17 protein-coding genes are annotated in these 17,267 nt (G+C 62.8%); 11 read left to right on the top strand and 6 right to left on the bottom strand.

Going from position 1 to position 17,267, the window contains the following annotated elements; genetic code table 11:
• Positions 1 to 35 precede the first annotated feature (35 nt).
• Complete coding sequence (locus GB927_RS13765) at positions 36 to 446, top strand: thiol-disulfide oxidoreductase DCC family protein (protein ID WP_256117588.1); 411 nt, start codon at positions 36 to 38, stop codon at positions 444 to 446.
• Positions 443 to 2,065: a saccharopine dehydrogenase family protein gene (locus GB927_RS13760; RefSeq protein ID WP_256117587.1), complete on the top strand. Its 1,623-nt coding sequence runs from the start codon at positions 443 to 445 to the stop codon at positions 2,063 to 2,065. The genes GB927_RS13765 and GB927_RS13760 overlap by 4 nt, the downstream gene beginning before the upstream one ends.
• A 163-nt stretch (positions 2,066 to 2,228) precedes the next feature.
• On the opposite strand, the gene aptA is transcribed toward GB927_RS13760, so the two are convergent.
• From aptA to GB927_RS13730, 6 genes are all read right to left on the bottom strand, one after another.
• Complete coding sequence (aptA, locus tag GB927_RS13755; protein WP_256117586.1) at positions 2,229 to 3,554, bottom strand: omega-aminotransferase AptA; 1,326 nt, start codon at positions 3,552 to 3,554, stop codon at positions 2,229 to 2,231.
• Between the two features lie 183 nt (positions 3,555 to 3,737).
• Complete coding sequence (locus GB927_RS13750; protein ID WP_256117585.1) at positions 3,738 to 4,076, bottom strand: ArsR/SmtB family transcription factor; 339 nt, start codon at positions 4,074 to 4,076, stop codon at positions 3,738 to 3,740.
• A gap of 182 nt (positions 4,077 to 4,258) precedes the next feature.
• Positions 4,259 to 5,023, bottom strand: a complete 765-nt coding sequence (locus GB927_RS13745) for a HugZ family pyridoxamine 5'-phosphate oxidase (RefSeq protein ID WP_256117583.1) — start codon at positions 5,021 to 5,023, stop codon at positions 4,259 to 4,261.
• Between the two features lie 82 nt (positions 5,024 to 5,105).
• Positions 5,106 to 6,146: a choline ABC transporter ATP-binding protein gene (choV, locus tag GB927_RS13740; RefSeq protein WP_256117582.1), complete on the bottom strand. Its 1,041-nt coding sequence runs from the start codon at positions 6,144 to 6,146 to the stop codon at positions 5,106 to 5,108.
• On the bottom strand, positions 6,143 to 7,018 hold the full coding sequence (choW, locus tag GB927_RS13735; protein WP_256117581.1) for a choline ABC transporter permease subunit: 876 nt from the start codon (positions 7,016 to 7,018) through the stop codon (positions 6,143 to 6,145). The genes choV and choW overlap by 4 nt, the downstream gene beginning before the upstream one ends.
• Before the next feature lie 146 nt (positions 7,019 to 7,164).
• Positions 7,165 to 8,124 carry a choline ABC transporter substrate-binding protein gene (locus tag GB927_RS13730; RefSeq protein ID WP_256117580.1) on the bottom strand — a complete coding sequence of 320 codons (960 nt, stop codon included), beginning with the start codon at positions 8,122 to 8,124 and terminating at the stop codon, positions 7,165 to 7,167.
• 228 nt (positions 8,125 to 8,352) lie between these two features.
• On the opposite strand from GB927_RS13730, the gene GB927_RS13725 reads away from it, so the two are divergent.
• The 9 genes from GB927_RS13725 to GB927_RS13685 all read left to right on the top strand — a co-directional run bounded on the left by GB927_RS13725 (position 8,353) and on the right by GB927_RS13685 (position 17,114).
• Complete coding sequence (locus tag GB927_RS13725) at positions 8,353 to 8,940, top strand: thymidine kinase (protein WP_256117579.1); 588 nt, start codon at positions 8,353 to 8,355, stop codon at positions 8,938 to 8,940.
• 26 nt (positions 8,941 to 8,966) lie between these two features.
• Entirely contained in the window at positions 8,967 to 9,344 is a 378-nt protein-coding gene (locus GB927_RS13720; protein ID WP_256117578.1) for a c-type cytochrome, read from the top strand.
• A gap of 175 nt (positions 9,345 to 9,519) precedes the next feature.
• Complete coding sequence (locus tag GB927_RS13715; RefSeq protein WP_256117576.1) at positions 9,520 to 10,608, top strand: hypothetical protein; 1,089 nt, start codon at positions 9,520 to 9,522, stop codon at positions 10,606 to 10,608.
• 226 nt (positions 10,609 to 10,834) lie between these two features.
• Complete coding sequence (locus tag GB927_RS13710) at positions 10,835 to 11,983, top strand: hypothetical protein (RefSeq protein ID WP_256117575.1); 1,149 nt, start codon at positions 10,835 to 10,837, stop codon at positions 11,981 to 11,983.
• 35 nt (positions 11,984 to 12,018) lie between these two features.
• The gene (locus tag GB927_RS13705; protein WP_256117573.1) at positions 12,019 to 13,929 is read left to right on the top strand and encodes an AAA family ATPase; all 1,911 of its coding nucleotides are present in this window, start codon (positions 12,019 to 12,021) and stop codon (positions 13,927 to 13,929) included.
• Positions 13,930 to 13,989: 60 nt separating this feature from the next.
• Positions 13,990 to 14,238, top strand: coding sequence for a type II toxin-antitoxin system RelE family toxin (locus tag GB927_RS13700; RefSeq protein ID WP_256117572.1), 249 nt, complete (start codon positions 13,990 to 13,992; stop codon positions 14,236 to 14,238).
• Between the two features lie 12 nt (positions 14,239 to 14,250).
• Positions 14,251 to 14,658, top strand: a complete 408-nt coding sequence (locus GB927_RS13695; RefSeq protein ID WP_256117571.1) for a helix-turn-helix transcriptional regulator — start codon at positions 14,251 to 14,253, stop codon at positions 14,656 to 14,658.
• Positions 14,659 to 14,668: 10 nt separating this feature from the next.
• Entirely contained in the window at positions 14,669 to 15,970 is a 1,302-nt protein-coding gene (locus GB927_RS13690) for a DUF6638 family protein (RefSeq protein ID WP_256117570.1), read from the top strand.
• The gene (locus GB927_RS13685) at positions 15,963 to 17,114 is read left to right on the top strand and encodes a DUF2333 family protein (protein ID WP_256117569.1); all 1,152 of its coding nucleotides are present in this window, start codon (positions 15,963 to 15,965) and stop codon (positions 17,112 to 17,114) included. Before GB927_RS13690 ends, GB927_RS13685 begins: the two co-directional genes overlap by 8 nt.
• Positions 17,115 to 17,267: the final 153 nt, after the last annotated feature.

Here is a 17,267-nt window from a genome sequence, read left to right as displayed (position 1 = left end):
TTGATGGCGCGAGGCCGGCACCATATGTTCAGGTCATGAACCGGAACGACGCGGCAGGCCCGATCATCGTCTTCGATGCGGAGTGCATTCTCTGCTCGGCCAATGCGCAATTCGTGCTCCGGCACGATCACGCCCGCCGTTTCCGCCTCGCCTCCATGCAGAACGCGGTGGGTGCGAGCCTCTACCGCCGCTTCGGCATCGATCCGGCCGATCCCGAATCGATGATCGTCGTCGAAGGCGACCGGCTCTTCAAGGATAGCGATGCGGTGCTGGCGATCTATGCCGGCCTCGGCTGGCCATGGAAGGCTTTTGCGGCGCTGCGCTTCGTTCCCCGTTTCCTGCGCGACCCGGCCTATCGCTGGCTTGCGCGCAACCGCTACCGCATTTTCGGGCGGCGCGAAGCCTGCTGGGTGCCATCGCCGGACGATGCGGATCGGGTGCTGTGAAAAGCGTCATCGTGCTCGGCGGCTATGGCGGTTTTGGTGCCCGGCTTTCGAGACGGTTGGCAGCGGATGGCTGGGCGGTGCTGGTCGCCGGCCGCAACGGTCCCGCGGCCGAGCGCCTTGCCGCGGACCTGCCCAATGCCCGCGCGCTGGTGGCGGATCGCAATGCCGACCTTCGCCCACTCCTCGAAGCCCATAGTCCCTTCCTGCTGGTCGATGCGGCCGGGCCGTTCCAGGGCAGCGGCTACCAGGTCGCGGAAGCCTGCATCGCCTGCGGCGTGCACTATCTCGACCTTGCGGATGCACGGGATTTCGTCTGCGGCATCGGGCGGCTGGATGATGCGGCGCGGGCAGCCGGTGTCGCGGTCATCTCCGGTGGTTCCAGCGTGCCAGCGCTTTCCGGCGCCGTCATTGCGGAATTGTCGCGGGACATAGAGGCTGTGTGCTCGGTCGAAACCTCGATCAGCGCCTCCAACCGGGCAACGGCGGGCGCGTCGGTCGCGGCGGCGATCCTGAGTTATGTCGGAAAGCCGGTGCGGCTGTGGCGCGGACGGCGCTCTCGGCAGGAGACCGGCTGGCACCGGCTGCATGTCGCGCGCTATCACATTGCCGGCCGGGCGCCGATCCGTCGGCTGGTGGCGCTCGCGGATGTGCCGGACCACGATATCGTGCCAGCCACCATCCCCGGAAGGCCGGCCACGGTTTTTCGTGCGGGGCCAGAATTCGCCTTCCAGCTCCTGACGCTCTGGCTCCTGAGTTGGCCGGTGAAATGGGGTTGGGTTCGCTCGCTTTCACCCTTCGCCGGATGGCTGCTGCCGCTCCAGAAGCTGAGCGCTCGTTTCGGCACGGATCGTTCCGCCATGGCGGTCGAGCTCAAGGGATTTTCCGGGGGCGAGGCGTCGGTGCGCCGCTGGACGCTGATTGCCGAGAACGGCGACGGGCCGGAGATTCCGACGATTGCCGCGCATGTGCTGGCGAATGCCGTGGCGGTGGGGCGGTTGGTGCCAGGCGCGCGCCATACGGCGGGCGAGGTGGTGCTTGACGATTTCAGCCCGCATTTCAACAAGCTCGCCATCTTCCGGGCAGTCGAAAACCAGACCTATGAGCCACTTTACCGCCGCGTCATCGGCCCGGCCTATGCGACACTGCCGCAACCCGTTCGCGCGATGCACGACCTGATCGGCGATGCCGGCGCCGCCGGGCGGGCGAGGGTGCGGCGTGGAACCTCGCTGCCCGCGGGTATCGTCTGCGCCGTCATGCGCTTTCCCCCGGAAGGCGAACACGACCTGCATGTCTTCTTTGAGGAGCGTGACGGCGCCGAGCGCTGGACGCGCGATTTTGCTGGCCATGCTTTCACGAGCGAACTCAGCCAGAAGGGCGACCGTCTCACCGAACGTTTCGGCCCGATGCGCTTCTCCTTCGACCTGCCTTCGGACGCCACCGGCCTCACGATGGTGATGCGCGGATGGTCCGTCCTTGGCATCCCCATGCCGCTATGGCTCGCGCCGCGCAGCGAGGCGCGGGAATGGGCGGAGGGCGAGGATTTCTGCTTCGACGTGCCGATCGCGCTGCCGGGCATCGGCACCATCGTGCACTATTCCGGCCGCCTGCGACGAATTTAACCCCCAAACGAAAATGGCGGCCGAGGCCGCCATTTCGATCGGTTGCCAAACCTTGCCCCACCCACAACGTCATCCTCGGCCTTGAGCCGAGGATCCACTGGCGTAATCGGGTGAATGGATGGTCGGGTCAAGCCCGACCATGACGGAGGAGGGGCGGTGGCGATCAGATATTGTTCTGCAAGACCTCGCGCAGCTTGCCGAACAGGTCGTCGATATGGTGTTTTTCGATGATCAGCGGCGGGGAGAGCGCGATGATGTCGCCCGTCGTGCGGATGAGCAGGCCCTTTTCATAGGCCTTGAGGAAGGCGTTGAAGGCGCGTTTGGTCGGCTCGCCGGCGATGGGCGCGAGTTCGACGGCGCCGATCAGGCCGACATTTCTGATGTCGATGACGTTGGGGCAATCCTTCAGCGAATGCAGGCCGTCCTCCCAGTAGGAGGCGAGTTCGGCGGCGCGGGTCAGTAGGCCTTCTTCTTTGTAGGTATCGAGCGTGCCGAGGGCTGCGGCGCAGGCCAGCGGATTGCCGGAATAGGTGTAGCCGTGGAAGAACTCGATCATGTGCTCCGGGCCATTCATGAAGGCATCATGGATCTCGGAGGTCACGAAGACGGCGCCCATCGGGATCACGCCGTTGGTGAGGCCCTTGGCGGTGGTGATGATGTCCGGCTTCACGTCGAAATATTGCGCGGCAAACGGCGCGCCGAGGCGGCCGAAACCGGTGATGACTTCGTCGAAGATCAGCAGGATGCCATGCTGCGTGCAGATCTCGCGCAGCTTCTGGAGATAGCCCTTCGGCGGGATGAGCACGCCGGTGGAGCCGGCGACGGGCTCGACGATGACGGCGGCAATCGTCGAGGCGTCGTGCAGGGTAATGATGCGCTGGAGTTCGCTGGCAATGTCGCCGCCATGTTCCGGCTCGCCGCGCGAAAACGCGTTTTTGTCCGGGAAGTGGGTGTGCGGCATGTGGTCGACGCCGGTGAGCAGCGTGCCGAACATCTTGCGGTTCGAGACGATGCCGCCGACGGAGATGCCGCCGAAATTGACGCCGTGGTAGCCGCGCTCGCGGCCAACCAGGCGGAAGCGCGAACCGTCACCCTTGGCGCGGTGATAGGCGAGGGCCACCTTCAGCGCGGTCTCGACCGATTCGGAGCCGGAATTCGTGTAGAGCACGTGGTTCATGCCCTCGGGAGCAATGTCGACCAGGCGGTTGGCAAGCTCGAAGGCCTTGGGGTGGCCGAGCTGGAAGGCGGGGGCATAGTCGAGTTCGCCGGCCTGTTCGCGGATCGCCTCGGTGATCTTCGGGCGGCAGTGGCCGGCGTTGACGCACCAGAGGCCCGCCGTGCCGTCGAGCACCTGCCGGCCGTCATGGGTCGTGTAGTGCATGTCCTTGGCGCCGACGAAGAGGCGCGGTTCCTTCTTGAACTGCCGGTTCGCCGTGAACGGCATCCAGAAGGCGCGCAGATCGTTGGGGGTGTTGAGGCGGTTGGACATGCGGTCTCTCCGGTGCTTCTGAATGCGGGGGCTTTTGAATGCGGGGCCATGCGGATGGCAAATTTTACCCGGCGGTCAAAGTATCAAGGCGCCCCGGGGCGTCAAGCAGCCTTGGGCACGCAGCCATGCAAAACGCCCCGGACGGACATCCGGGGCGGCCTATGCCGGGTGATTTCATTCTGTTCAGGCGATGCGCAGCTTCTTTTCGGCGGCGCCGCTGCCGGAAGCCCGATAGATGCGCTCGAGCGCGTCGAGGATGGTCAGCACGGCATCCGACTTGCTCGAATAATAGATGGTCTGGGCATCGCGGCGCGTGGTCACCAGGTTCTGTGCGCGCAGCTTCGAAAGGTGCTGGGACAGCGCCGACTGGCTGAGGCCGACCTGGTTTGCCAGGGCGCCGACCGCGATCTCGCCTTCGACCAGCACTTTCAGGATGAGCAGGCGTTTGGGGTTCGCCATGGCGGAAAGAAAGTCCGATGCAACTTCGGCCTGCGCGTGTTCTGCGTCTGAAATCTTGTCCATCTGAAACTCCTTTGGGCGTTTCCGCTTCAAATCATATGATTTTATGTGAATCCGCTTGTTAGCATATAAACAAAATACCCCTCATCAAGAGCCAGAAATGGGGGTATGCTGCACGCATAGCGATAGGCGCAGGCCGAAAACCCGGAACACGCCAAAGCGGACGGACGCGGAAACGCCGCTTTTCAGCCAGCCGCCCGTGCTTCGCGAAGCAAACGCGCAAGCTCGCCCCTGAGTTCCGACGCCTGATCAAGTTCGCGTGAAAATTCCAATCGCTTCAATTTATCGCCGCTCGCAAGGTCCACGCCGGCCGCATCGAGGCCGACGATGATCCATTCGCCGTCCTTTGCGCCGCAATAATGGCGGGCATAGATGCCGGCTGCCTCCGCATGATCGCTGTTCATGTGCTCGACGGCGCCGGTTTCCATCTCGGCGAGCGCGCCGCGGGCGGGCGAGCGAATCAGCAGGTCGTTGGCGGTGAGCAGGAAGGCCTTGCCGAAGCCGCCGTTCAGATGGGCGCGCAGCGGCACGAGGCGGAAGAAGGCGAAATCTGGGAAATCGACATAGAGCTTGGCCTTCGGATGGCGGCGGATGAAGCGTTCGCGCAGCGCCGCATGCGAATCGCTTTCGCGCGCCACCTCCTCGGCCTCGCAGATGACGGTGAGGCGCGGATGGGCGAGCGGATCGCCCTTGCCGGGCTCGCCGGCGAGGAGCGAGGCGCGCGGATCGCGCCGCAACGCCTGGGTGTGGACGGACAGCGCCGAGACGAGGATGACCGGCGTACCGTCCGTATCGGTGCCGGTCAGCGTGCGGCTGGCGAAGGGCGCGCCGCTTTCCGGCTCGATGACCGCAAGCGCGCAGCTTCGCGCCGAGCGCAGCAGCGTGCGCGCGAGGCGGCGGGCGTCGTCGTCCGTTTCGCGCAGAACGCTGGGTTTGTCCTTCTCGGCCATGGTGCTTGCTCCCCGTATCGCGAATGCAAAAGGCAGCGCCCTTGCGGAGCGCTGCCTTTTCTAGTCCGATTGAGGGCGGCTGTCAGCCGCGGCGGCGGTGCCGCGTCAAACCGTTGACGACATCCTGCGCGCTGATCGTGCCGATCACCGTGCCGTTGTCGACGACGCCGACATTGCCGGGCGTGCGCGACATGGCGTCGAGGATGTCGATGAGAGGCGTCTGAGGTGTTGCCGTCGCGGTGACGCCGCCATTGTTGGAGGCGCCGTGCTGCATGACGTCCTGTGCCGTCAGCATGTTGATCGGGTTCATGTTCTGCACGAAATCCGCGACATACTGGTTGGCCGGGTTCTTCACGATATCCTGCGGCGTGCCGCACTGGATGATCCGCCCGCCCTCCATGATGGCGATGCGGTTGCCGATGCGGAAGGCTTCGTCGAGATCGTGGCTGACGAAGAGGATGGTCTTCTTCAGCCGGCGCTGGAATTCCAGAAGCTCGTCCTGCAAACGCGTGCGGATCAGCGGATCGAGCGCGGAGAACGGCTCGTCCATCAGCAGGATCGACGCGCCGGTGGCGAACGCCCGGGCGAGGCCCACGCGCTGCTGCATGCCGCCCGACAGCTCGTTCACCTTGCGGCTCGCCCATTTGGTGAGGTTGACGAGTTCGAGCTGTTCGGCGACGCGCGCCTTGCGCTCGTTGTCCGGCACGTTGGCGAGTTCGAGGCCGAAGCCGACATTGTCGGCCACGGTGCGCCAGGGCAGGAGCGCGAACTGCTGGAACACCATGGAGACGGTGTGCATGCGGAAATCGCGCAACGCCTTGGGCGTCGATTTATACGGGTTCACCGAACCGTTGCCGGCCTTCACCTGCACATCGCCGCGCACCACCGGGGCAAGCCCGTTGACGGCGCGCAGCAGCGTCGATTTGCCGGAGCCGGACAGGCCCATCAGCACGAGGATCTCGCCCTCGGTGATCGACAGGGTCGCATCGGCGACACCGAGAACTAGCCCGGTTTCCGCGCCGATCTCGTCGCGGGTCTTGCCCGCATCGACCATGGCGAGCGCCTTTTGCGGGCTGTCGCCGAAGATGATCGAGACGTTCTGGAAGATGACGGTGTCGGTCATTGGGCGTCTCCGTCATCGGAGGAGCGGAAGAGGCGGTCGAGGATGATCGCCAGGATGACGATACAGAGGCCGGCCTCGAAGCCCATGGAGATGTTCACGGTGTTGAGCGCGCGCACCACGGGAACGCCAAGCCCCTTGGCGCCGACGAGTGCTGCGATGACCACCATCGACAGCGACAGCATGATGGTCTGCGTGAGGCCCGCCATGATCTGCGGCGTGGCATAGGGCAGTTCCACCTTGCGCAGCACCTGGCTCGGCGTCGCGCCAAACGCCTGGGCGGCTTCGACCAGCGAAGGCGGCGTGGAGATGATGCCGAGGCGGGTGAGGCGGATCGGCGCGGGAATGGCGAAGATCACGGTGGCGATCAGGCCGGGCACCATGCCGAGGCCGAAGAGGATGAGCGCCGGGATCAGGTAGACGAAGGTCGGGATCGTCTGCATGAGATCGAGGATCGGCCGCAGGATCGAGTAGAACCAGGGCCGGCGCGCGGCGGCGATGCCGAGCGGCACTCCCACGATCATGCTGACGCCGGTCGCGGCCAGCACGAGCGCCAGCGTCTCCGTCGTCTCCTTCCAGTAGCCCTGGTTCACGATGAGCAGCAGGCCGAGGAAGGTGAAGATCGCGACGCCCAGCGAGCGGCGGAAATACCAGCTCAGCCCCGTCACCAGCGCGATGAAGAAGAACGCATAGGCGAGCTTGCCGCCGGCGCTGGTGATGAACGGCCCCTGCAGCAGGAAGAGCACGGCATCGATACCGGCCTGCAGGAAGACCTTCAGGAAATCGAACAGGCCTTTGCCATTCGTCGTCAGCCAGTTGACGGCTTCCTTGGCAATCGGGCCGATCGGAATTTTAGAAACGGTAAGCCAATCCACGGCAGCAAGCCCCGTTCTGGAGGTTGAGGATGAGCAGAAATGCCCGCGCAATTCCGGGTGCAAAACCGTTGCACACTTTTGCTGGAATTGCAGTATCCAGAGGCAAGAAGGGCGGGAAAGTTTCCTTCCCGCCCTATTCTGGCCTGTTAGAGACCGAGTGCCGTTTTTACGGCCGGCAGGGCCTCGCCGCTGCCGTCCTTGGTCGTGACGCCGGCAAGCCACGGCTCGATGGCCGCCGGGTTGGCCTTGATCCACTCGGTCGCAGCCGCTTCCGGGTCCTTGCCGTCGTTCAGGATCTTGCCCATGATCTGGTTTTCCATTTCCAGCGAGAACTTGAGGTTCTGCAGGAACTTGCCGACATTCGGGCATTCGGCGACATAGCCCTGGCGCACGTTGGTGTAGATGGTCGCGCCGCCGAGGTTCGGGCCGAAGACGTCGTCGCCGCCGGTGAGATACGTCAGCTTGAAGTTGGCGTTCATCGGGTGCGGTTCCCAGCCGAGGAAGACGACCGGGGTGCCATCCTGCTCGGCGCGGGCGACTTCCGCCAGCATGCCCTGCTCGGAGGATTCGACCACTTCGAAGCCGGTGAGGCCGAACTTATCGCCCGAGACCATGTCGATGATCAGGCGGTTGCCGTCATTGCCCGGCTCGATGCCGTAGATCTTGGCGCCGAGCGCATCCTTCTGCGCGGCGATGTCCTTGAAATCCTTGATGCCGAGTTCGGCGCCCTTGGCGTTGGTCGCGAGCGTGTACTTCGCGCCCTCGAGGTTCTCGCGCACGGTCTCGACCGAGCCGTCCTCGCGGAACGGCTTGATGTCGGCTTCCATGGTCGGCATCCAGTTGCCGAGGAAGACGTCGATGTCCTTGTTCTTCAGCGAGGTATAGGTGACCGGCACGGAGAGAACGGTGGTTTCCGTCTCGTAGCCGAGGCCCTTCAGGATGGTGGCGGCCGTCGCGGTCGTGGCGGTAATGTCCGTCCAGCCCACATCCGAGAACCGAACCTTGCCACAGCTTTCGGCTTCGGCGGCCGAAACATGGGCGACGCCGAGGGCGAGGACGGATACGGCTGCGGCAAGAATGGTTTTGAATGGTGATGCAGTCTTCATTTTTTGCTCCCCTTATAATTGGTGGTATAGCCAATCATCAAAACGACATGCTTTCAAGCACCTTGGCGTAGCCCGAAGCCACTGAAACGTCCAATAAATTTCGCGCCTGTTCGCAATTGCGCCCATGAATGTCGCAACGGATGGGCCGCGCTGTTTTCTGTGGTTTTCCGCCCTTTGCGGCTGGAAAATCGTGCGTTCCCGCGCCATGACGCGGGGACGGAGAAAATCATGGCCAAGCTCTATTTCAGTTACGCGACGATGAACGCGGGCAAGTCGACGCTGCTCCTGCAGGCGTCCTACAACTACCGTGAACGCGGCATGCGCACGGCGATCTTCATCGCCTCCTTCGACGATCGCGCCGGCCAGGGCCGCATCTCGTCACGCATCGGGCTGACCTCGGATGCCATCGCCTTCGACCATACGGACGATCTCTACCGCCATATCGAACAGCTGAACGGCGATGGCGATGGCGAGGTCGCCTGCGTCTTCGTCGACGAGGCGCAGTTCCTGTCGGAAGAGCAGGTCTGGCAGCTCGCCCGTGCCGCCGACCGCCTGCACATCCCCATCATGGCCTATGGCCTGCGCACCGATTTCCAGGGCAAGCTCTTTCCGGGCTCGCAGGCGCTGCTCGCCATCGCCGACGAGCTGCGCGAAGTGCGCACCATCTGCCATTGCGGCCGCAAGGCGACGATGGTCGTGCGGCTCGGCGCGGACGGCAAGGTGGCACGCGAGGGCGCACAGGTGGAAATCGGCGGCAACGACAAGTACGTTTCCTACTGCCGCCGCCACTGGGACGACATCATGAACGCCGATTGACGGCATCGAGCGGCGAAGGACGGACGATGAAACATCTTCTTGCAGGTGCAGCCGCTTTCCTCTGTCTGACCACCTCCGCGCTGGCGGAGGGTGATCCAATCGCCGGCAAGACGGTGTTCAAGAAATGCATGGCCTGCCACTCGACGGAGCCGGTCAACAAGGTTGGGCCGACCTTGTCCGGCATCATCGGCCGGCCGGTCGCCTCCATCGCGGATTACGGCTATTCCCCGGCCATGACGGCCTTTGCCGAGGGCGGCAAGCAATGGAGCGAGGGGCTGATCGCCGAATATCTGACGGCGCCCAAGGCGATGGTGCCGGGCACGCGCATGACCTTCGCCGGGCTCAAGAAGATCGAGGACATCGCCAATCTCATTGCCTACTTGAAGAGCCCGGCGCAAGAGTAGGCGTGCCCAAGAATTTTTGCCCGCCGGCCTTGCGGGCGTCCCGTACTGTCCCACATCTTGTTCCGGTAACGCCGTCGGGCAGGTTCCTATCCGTCTGAAATCGTATAGTGTTGCCGCAACGGAATAAATCGGGCGGCGAAGACGTCTGCCGTGGAGAGTTTCAAGGGGACAAGGCATGGCCACACTTCAGAATTTCGATGCGGAAATCGAGAAGACCCGCAGCGTCGTCAGCCAGATGCGCAGCAAGATGGAGCAGTCGGGCGTCGTGCTCGACCAGTTCGCCAAGGCCGACACCAAGCTCGGCGACGTCAATTTCGACATAGAGAACGCCCGTATCTCGGATGTCATCAACCAGCAGAAGGTGATGGAGGGCAATATTGCCGATCTCATCATCGGGCTGGAGGATGCGACCAACATCTTCGGCACCGAATTCGAGAGCATGAAGAGCTATACGGGCTATGAAAAGTTCATCGGCATCTTCTCCAAGCAGAAGATGCAGCGCATGCGCACCGACCGCGTGCGCAATATGTCGCTCGCCGGCAACCTTCAGGAATTGCTCTCCAAGTCCGACACGATCGTCGGCATTTTGAAAGAGCAGAAGTCGATCCTCGACCAGCGCTACAAGACCTCGGAAGCGAGCCTCGTGCAGGTGATCGAGCGCCGCAAGGGCACGATGGTTAACCTCGAAGCGACCCAGAAGCGTATCGAGGAGCTGAACCCACTGCTCATGGACCTCGAAAACCGCATCGCCGCCTCGACCGACCAGAAGAGCCGCACGGAACTCGAAGGCGAACGCTCGGCGCTGGCGACCGAATACAACATGATGCAGGCGAAGGAGCAGGAGCTTTTGGCCGAAAGCCAGACGCTGGAACGCTACACCTCGATGTTCCAGACCTTCGTCGATTCGCTCAACAACCAAATCGCCGCGCAGAACACGCTGATCAACAAGCTGACGATCGATACCGAGCAGCGCATCGTGCTCTACAAGGCGCTGGAAGATTCGTTGAAGACGGCCGCCCAGCAGGACGTGGCGCACAAGATCAACACGCTCGGTTCGCAGGTCGATACCGCGGCGGAAGAGACCATGGCCGGCATCGGCTCGGCCGCCCAGCGCCATATCGGCGACCTTCTCGAAATGCACGAGAAGAACATGCTGTCGACGCAGGATATCCAGCGCCGCAAGAAGCTCGCGGACGATGCTTTTGCGCGGCGGTTCCAGGCGGTGATGGACAAGCACAACACTGCGAATTACGTGAAGCAGTGATGGTTCGCATGCCGACGCCGGGTTTGCTATCGGGTGCCGTTTCACCCCCCTCTGCCCTGCCGGGCATCTCCCCCTCAAGGGGGGAGATCGGCAAGGTGCAATGGCACTCCTCATATTTCGGCGTTCGGGATTGGCGAAAACCTGGCCTCTTTCAATCTCCCCCCTTGTGGGGGAGATGCCCGGCAGGGCAGAGGGGGGTATTCTCCTCTGAAGGGGTACACCCCCAATGAACGCCCCCGCCGACAGCGCCGTCGCGCAGTATTTCTCCACCATCCGCTCCGCCCTCGGTGGCCTCGAAATCTTCCTGGCCGACCGCAACTCGCCGCTCTACCGCAACTCCGTGGTCGGCGAGATCGTCGTGCCTTATCTCGCCCGGCTGAAGGCGTCCTTCGCCTGCTGGGAGAACCGCATCGGCTTCATCGACCAGTTCCGCGTCTCGCGCGCCGAAAGCGGCTTTCCGGTGTTCCAGAACGTGCTGGAACTGGAAAACGACCGACAGACGGCAGAAAAGCGGCTCGCCGCCATTCCGAATGCCGACCAGCTGCGCGGCGAGATGGCGGATTTCATCCTGCGCCAGAAGGCTTTCCCGACCGATCTTCAGGGGCGCATGGCCGAGCGGCTCTATCTGGAACAGATCGGCAAGGGCGACATCTTTTCGCCCTTCGTGCTGCCGGAGACGATCCGCGTCGCGGTCAACCCCAAGACCATGCGGCCCTATTACATCGTCTGCTGGGGCGCCTTCGACGGCACTGCGACATTGCCGATGGTCTACATGGCGACCATCGAGGATTCGAGCGAGAACGTCGTGAAGATGCTGGTGGGGCAGGACGGCAAGCTCAACCCGGACGTCGACATCCCGCTGCCCGTCGGCGGCCTGCTCAATCCGGAGCTTGCCAGCCGCTTCGACGATTTCACGCTGAAGAACAGCGCCTATTCGCTGACGCCCGCGACGATCGCCACCAATCTAGACAAGGATTTCCCGACGCTGCACCCCAAGCAACTGCGCCGCATCGTGCTCGGCCCGTTCTATTCGGCCGGCATCACCGAGAACAATGCGCGGGTCAACGAGATCCTCTCCAAGGTGCGCAAGCCGGAAAACGCCTGGCTGCTGACCTGGACGGTGCAGGAGGTGTTTTCCAAGGCCGAGCGCCCCGCGCAGAAGGGTTTCTGGAGCTCCACCCCGGCGCAGGAGGAATTCCACATCGAGACCAATGATCTCGAAGCCGCCCGCATGGGCGTCAGCACATACGAAAAACATGCGCTTGTGCCGCACGATGCCTACCAGGCGCTTTACGCCGCAGGCGAGACCGCCGGCATCTTCGGCGCCTACAAGGTGCATGTTATTTCCGGAAACCAGGTGATCAGCGAGGGGTAGAGCCCTTCCCGCCGAATTTTCAAAAGGACTCCGCCATGAGCCTCAATGCCGGACTGACGACGATCCACGAAGACGACATCGCCAAACATCAGGCGGCGGCGCAGAGCCTCGTCACCAAGCTCGTCATCCTCGAAAGCGAGGACGGCAAGAGCGGCACGACGCTCGCCGGCACGGGCCGGCGTTTCGTCTCCACCGTTTCGACGGCGGGCACGCGGCGCACCCGCGAGGTGGAACTGGCAAAGACCATCCAGTCCGTGCGCGCCGCCGATCCGCTGCTCTCGCCGCAGCAGCATGCCGTGCTGTTCCGCTCGCGGCGCGGCTTGCAAGTGGCGCTCGCCGTCACTGACGCCTTCTCCCGTCAGACAAATCTTGAAGGCCTGCAATCGCGCAATCTTGCCTCGCCCCTGGCGGGCGACGAGGCGAACCAGTTTAAGGCATTGCTCGCCGCCTCCGCCTATATCGCCGCCTTCACCTTCGCCGCCTATCTCGGCGCGACGCTGCCGGGTGAGGGCGAGCCGGTGGAGGATGGCGGCGAGCCGGACTACCTGTTCGACACGCCGCAGGATGCGCTGAAAAGCATGATCGCCGGCCTCGAGCACACGATCGCCGGTGCGCCGGACGATGCAGCACTCGTTAGCCGCGCGCGCGCCTTTTCGCGCGTCGCCATCGAGGGCCTGATTTCCCGCCGCGCGCGCTTCACCGGCCTTGCCGGGTTCGAGAATGCGCATATCCGCATCGAGCAGGACGATTTCACGCTTTCCGGCTTCGACGTCGCGCCCGGCCAGAAGCGCAAGCCGCTGACGATGACTTTCAAGAAGCCCGAGGAGATCATCGGCAACCACATCGCCAAATACCAGGCGATGAAGCTCGCAAAGATGCTGGTCGCCTATGATTTCGAGCGGCAGCTCAATCCCTTCGTCGAACTCGGCGGCTTCCTCTTCACCTTCATCGGCGACGGCATGCCCGGCACCGGCAAGACGATCCTCATCCAGATGCTCGCCGGCCTCGTCAACGATTACTGCCAGACCGCCGGTTACGCCTTCCATTACGAGAATTTCGGCGTCGACCAGATTTCCTCCTATCAGGGCAAATCCGGCCAGAACTGCAAGGAATTCGTCAACAACGTCATCAACCCCAAGGCAATCGGCTTCGGCACGATCGACGACGTCGACCAGGTCGCGGCCAAACGCTCCGACGATCGCGCGTCTGCCGGCCAGCACGAGGTGACGGCGGTGCTGATGGAAAGTTTTGCCGGTGCCTCGACGGTCATTCGCGGCAACTGCACCTTCGGCATGTTCTCCAACTATCCGGAAAACGTTGATGACGCTCTGCGTCAGCGCGCCGGCGCCCGCTGGCTGGTGGACGGCCCGCAAACCGAGGACGACTATATCGACATTTTTGCGATGCTGGTCGGCAAGAACCATTCGATTCCGCTCGGCGAGCACAAGCTCTTCGAAGGCCAGGAGATCAAGCGCGCCGTCTCGACCTCCTACGAGCAGCATGCGAAACCCCAGGAAGACGGCCTGCTTGCCGTCTGGGAGGCGCATGAGAAGGAGCACGGCGCGGTCAAGTCGCTCGCCGATGTCGGCGCCTACCTGCACCGCATCAAGATCGCCGAACCGCGCTTCACCGGCCGCGCCATCAAGAACATCACCGACGCGATCAAGATGCGCGCCATGGACGTGGAACTGCCGGACGACTGGTTCACCACCGCCGACGCCTTCATGCACAAGGGCTACGACGAGAAGAAGGCGATGATCGAGGAACTGCGCGGCCCCATCTCGATGGAAATGGTGCTCCAGGAGATCAACCGTTACGCCGATTCCGAATTCCGCTACACCGACAAATCCGACGATGCCGCCGTCACCGACATCATCCGCCGCGAACGCCAGCGCGAAAAGGCGATCCGCGAGATGGAGGCGATGAAGGCGGAGGGGCGGTGGTAGAGGTGGGGATTAGCTGACAGCGAATTCTATTGCCTGTTCCGATGGCGGGGCTTAGTGTCTATGAAACAGGTTGTTTTCCATGCCCCTGCCTTGCGGACGCTCGCGCGCATACCGCGAAACGAGGCCGACAGGATCAGAGCGAAGATTTATCAGTATGCTGCTGATCCGGAGGCGCTGAAGGCGAATGTGAAGAAGCTCCAGGGACGGACGGGCTTCAGATTGCGGGTTGGAAACTGGCGTGTGATTTTCGACGAGAATGGCGACGTTCTTGACGTACTTGAAGTTGATAGTCGCGGAAGCATTTACTGAAGGGAGCGTGTGATGAACAAGGTAACCAAGTTTACCACGCCGAGCGGTGAGGAGATGGTCGTGCTTGCGCGCGCCGAATATGATGCGCTCGTCGAAATGGCGGAAATGCTTGAGGACGTGGCCGCATACGATGAAGCGAAACGGCGCATCGCAGAGGGCGATGATCTACTGGTTCCTTCCGAATTCGTCGACCGGCTGATCGATGGAGAAAACCCGATCCGTGTCTGGCGCGATTTCCGTGGCATGACGAGCAAGGACCTGGCAAAGGCGATCGGAATAAGTGCGGGCTATCTTTCCGAGATCGAGACCGGCAAGAAGGAAGGCAGCATTTCGGTTTTCAGGAGCATCGCCAAGGCGCTTCGTGTCGATCTCGACGATCTCTTCTGGGGCGAGGACAGCAAACGGCCGGTAAGCGAGTGATCCAAGACGCATGAAACGCCTCCTCGAAGCCGAATTGATCTACGGGCGGCTGTTGCCGGTCGACGAGCCGCATCTGGTCGAGCGCTACAACAAGGCGCTGGACGGGTTCGGCATGCGGCGCACGGCGCTTTCGAGTTTTCGCATCGACATGACGGGGTTTTCGCCGGAGATCGCCGATGAACTCGGCGATCGGGATTATCTCGATCCGAACCGCGTCAACCGTCGCTTCGTCATCATGACGCCGGAGCAGGTGAACCTGCCGGTGGTGCATACGAGCTTTTCGAACACCGCGGCCCTGATGCATGAGTTCTTTTCGGCCAATGCCCGGGCGATCAACGCGATCACCATCCGCGATGCGCTCTATGGCGAGATCGAGGATTCGGTCTCGGTGGTCAACGATATCGACGACCTGCTGTCGATCAACGAGGTGCGCTTCAAGGTGCTGTCGGCCGAGGACATGCTCGGCAAGGCAGGCGAATTGCGCGGGCTGGTCGATCGGCTGAAGACCGTGCCGAATGCCTGGTCGGACGATGCCATGCTCAACCGCATGGTGGAGCTTGCCAAGCAGACCGGAGACATCCGCCAGAATGCGCTGGTGCCCGACCAGCTCGTCTTCCGCCACGAGGCCTATTGGGCGAACCATTTCGGTGGCGTCTATGTCTTCCTCGACGACAAGACGACGACGGTGATCTGTGATCCGGCCGTACCGGGCTTTCGTCGCTCGCGGCCCTGGCAGGTGAGCTACATCGCGCTGAACGACCACAAGCGCATCTTCGAGTTCCTCTCCTCGACCAAACGGCTGGAACTGCCGCGCGCCTCCTGGGTCGAGCAGTCCGGCCTGTTCCAGCATCGCGCGGACATGACGGTCGTCAATCTCGTCAACCAGGGCGATCCGACGAGCGATCTTGAAAAGGCCGACAGGATCTGGCTGCAGACCTGGATGCACCGCAATTCGGAGCTTGTGGCGCGCGACGGCACCTATCCGTTCCTGCAGGAGGCGATCCGCACGGTGGCGGCGACCGGCGAGATCAAGATCAACGAGGTGCCGCCGGAACGGCGTTTCCTCGTGGTGCGCGCAGCCCCCGAACATCCCGACCAGTGGCTGGTCAACCGCCTGATTTCACAGATGGTTCCTTATGATTTTGTGTCACGCTTCGTCTTCGACAAGCAGGGTTTCTACGCGGCCTACGAGCAATATAGCGAAAAGTTCCGCGAGTACGTTGTTGCGACGTTGACGCGGACCTATCTGCAAGACAAGGCTGGCTTCCGCCGAAAGCTGTACGGCATCAGAGAGGACGATACCAATGCTTGACCCGATCGTGGCGTTTTTCCAGCGCATCTTCGCGGCCATCGGCCGGGGCATCGGCCTGGTGATCGCCTGGATCCTCTGGCCGTTCATGGCGGCGGCGAACTGGTATCGGGCGCGCGGCTGGATCATCAAGGGGCCGATCGGCATCGGCCTGCTGGTCCTCTTCGGCCTCTATGCCTATTTCATCTGGCAGGCCCAGGTGTGGAGCGGCTTCAACCCGGATTATGTGAACAATTACAATCTCGCCCAGCGCAAGCAGGATGCCGGCGTCGCCTCGACGGGTGCGGCCGCAACCACGCCGGCAGCAGGCGAGGTGGCGGAGCCGGAGCCGAAGACCTGCGTGCGTTCGGCAATCGTCGACGTCACGGCGGACCTGATCGACTACAATGTCAACCAGAATGCCTGGATCTCCTCGATGCTGCTCTACAAGCTCGGGCTGTTCGGGCTCGACTGGGACAAGACGCCGTGGTTCGACAACAAGGCGTCGTTCCAGCGCGGCATCAACCAGGCGGTGCGCCGCACCTCCGTCGAGCTCGTCGATTCCCTCGGCCGCGTGCGCGGCACGTCGGGCATCAACGCCGATCTCCAGCGCGCCCGCGGCAATATCCAGTTCGATGAGGAGACCTGGTATTTCGGCTCGGATTCGCTTTTGCCGAAGACGCCGACGCCGAACTATTACCGTACGGCGATGGCGGACCTGCGCAAGTTCAACACTTCGCTCGAATCCTGCGAGGCGATCTTTGACGGCCGCTCGGACAACCTGATCGAGTTCCTCGACCGCATCGCCAACGACATCGGCTCGACCTCCGCGATCATTCGCGAGCGCTCGGAATTCCACAATGGCGGCTGGTTCGATACGCGCGCCGACGATCGCTTCTGGTTCGCCTATGGCCAGCTCTATGGCTATTACGGCATCTTGTCTGCGGCCGGCGCGGATTTCGACGCGGTCATCAAGGCGCGCGGCATCGAGCCGATCTGGGCGGAAAGCATCAAGCAGTTGCGCTCCGCGCTCAGCATCCAGCCGGCCATCATCTCGAACGGCCGCGAGGATGGCTGGATCATGCCGACGCATCTGGCGACGATGGGTTTCTATATCCTGCGCGTGCGTTCCAACCTCGTCGAAATGCGCGACGTGCTGGCACGGTGAGCGAATGGCGAATGGCGAATAGCGAATAGGGCTAAATTCTATTCGCCATTCGCTATTCACTTCCGCCGCAAATTTATCGCTCCGTGTCGTTTTTAACCCAGCAAGCGGCAAATTCCGGCGTGGCGCGGCGGGCGGCTTCACGCTGAAATGGCG

This window comes from Shinella lacus (assembly GCF_010994755.1).
Taxonomy (GTDB): domain Bacteria; phylum Pseudomonadota; class Alphaproteobacteria; order Rhizobiales; family Rhizobiaceae; genus Shinella; species Shinella lacus.
Note: the sequence above shows the minus strand (reverse complement) of the source record. Positions and strands in the feature narration are given on the sequence as shown.

What these genes read in the sequence shown, in the direction of transcription:
- aptA (WP_256117586.1), bottom strand. Translation starts at nt 3,554, where the DNA reads ATGTCCAACCGCCTCAACACCCCCAACGATCTGCGCGCCTTCTGGATG.
- GB927_RS13690 (WP_256117570.1), top strand. Translation starts at nt 14,669, where the DNA reads ATGAAACGCCTCCTCGAAGCCGAATTGATCTACGGGCGGCTGTTGCCG.
- GB927_RS13710 (WP_256117575.1), top strand. Translation starts at nt 10,835, where the DNA reads ATGAACGCCCCCGCCGACAGCGCCGTCGCGCAGTATTTCTCCACCATC.
- GB927_RS13685 (WP_256117569.1), top strand. Translation starts at nt 15,963, where the DNA reads ATGCTTGACCCGATCGTGGCGTTTTTCCAGCGCATCTTCGCGGCCATC.
- GB927_RS13705 (WP_256117573.1), top strand. Translation starts at nt 12,019, where the DNA reads ATGAGCCTCAATGCCGGACTGACGACGATCCACGAAGACGACATCGCC.
- GB927_RS13720 (WP_256117578.1), top strand. Translation starts at nt 8,967, where the DNA reads ATGAAACATCTTCTTGCAGGTGCAGCCGCTTTCCTCTGTCTGACCACC.
- GB927_RS13715 (WP_256117576.1), top strand. Translation starts at nt 9,520, where the DNA reads ATGGCCACACTTCAGAATTTCGATGCGGAAATCGAGAAGACCCGCAGC.
- GB927_RS13700 (WP_256117572.1), top strand. Translation starts at nt 13,990, where the DNA reads ATGAAACAGGTTGTTTTCCATGCCCCTGCCTTGCGGACGCTCGCGCGC.
- GB927_RS13745 (WP_256117583.1), bottom strand. Translation starts at nt 5,023, where the DNA reads ATGGCCGAGAAGGACAAACCCAGCGTTCTGCGCGAAACGGACGACGAC.
- GB927_RS13725 (WP_256117579.1), top strand. Translation starts at nt 8,353, where the DNA reads ATGGCCAAGCTCTATTTCAGTTACGCGACGATGAACGCGGGCAAGTCG.
- GB927_RS13695 (WP_256117571.1), top strand. Translation starts at nt 14,251, where the DNA reads ATGAACAAGGTAACCAAGTTTACCACGCCGAGCGGTGAGGAGATGGTC.
- GB927_RS13750 (WP_256117585.1), bottom strand. Translation starts at nt 4,076, where the DNA reads ATGGACAAGATTTCAGACGCAGAACACGCGCAGGCCGAAGTTGCATCG.
- choV (WP_256117582.1), bottom strand. Translation starts at nt 6,146, where the DNA reads ATGACCGACACCGTCATCTTCCAGAACGTCTCGATCATCTTCGGCGAC.
- GB927_RS13730 (WP_256117580.1), bottom strand. Translation starts at nt 8,124, where the DNA reads ATGAAGACTGCATCACCATTCAAAACCATTCTTGCCGCAGCCGTATCC.
- GB927_RS13765 (WP_256117588.1), top strand. Translation starts at nt 36, where the DNA reads ATGAACCGGAACGACGCGGCAGGCCCGATCATCGTCTTCGATGCGGAG.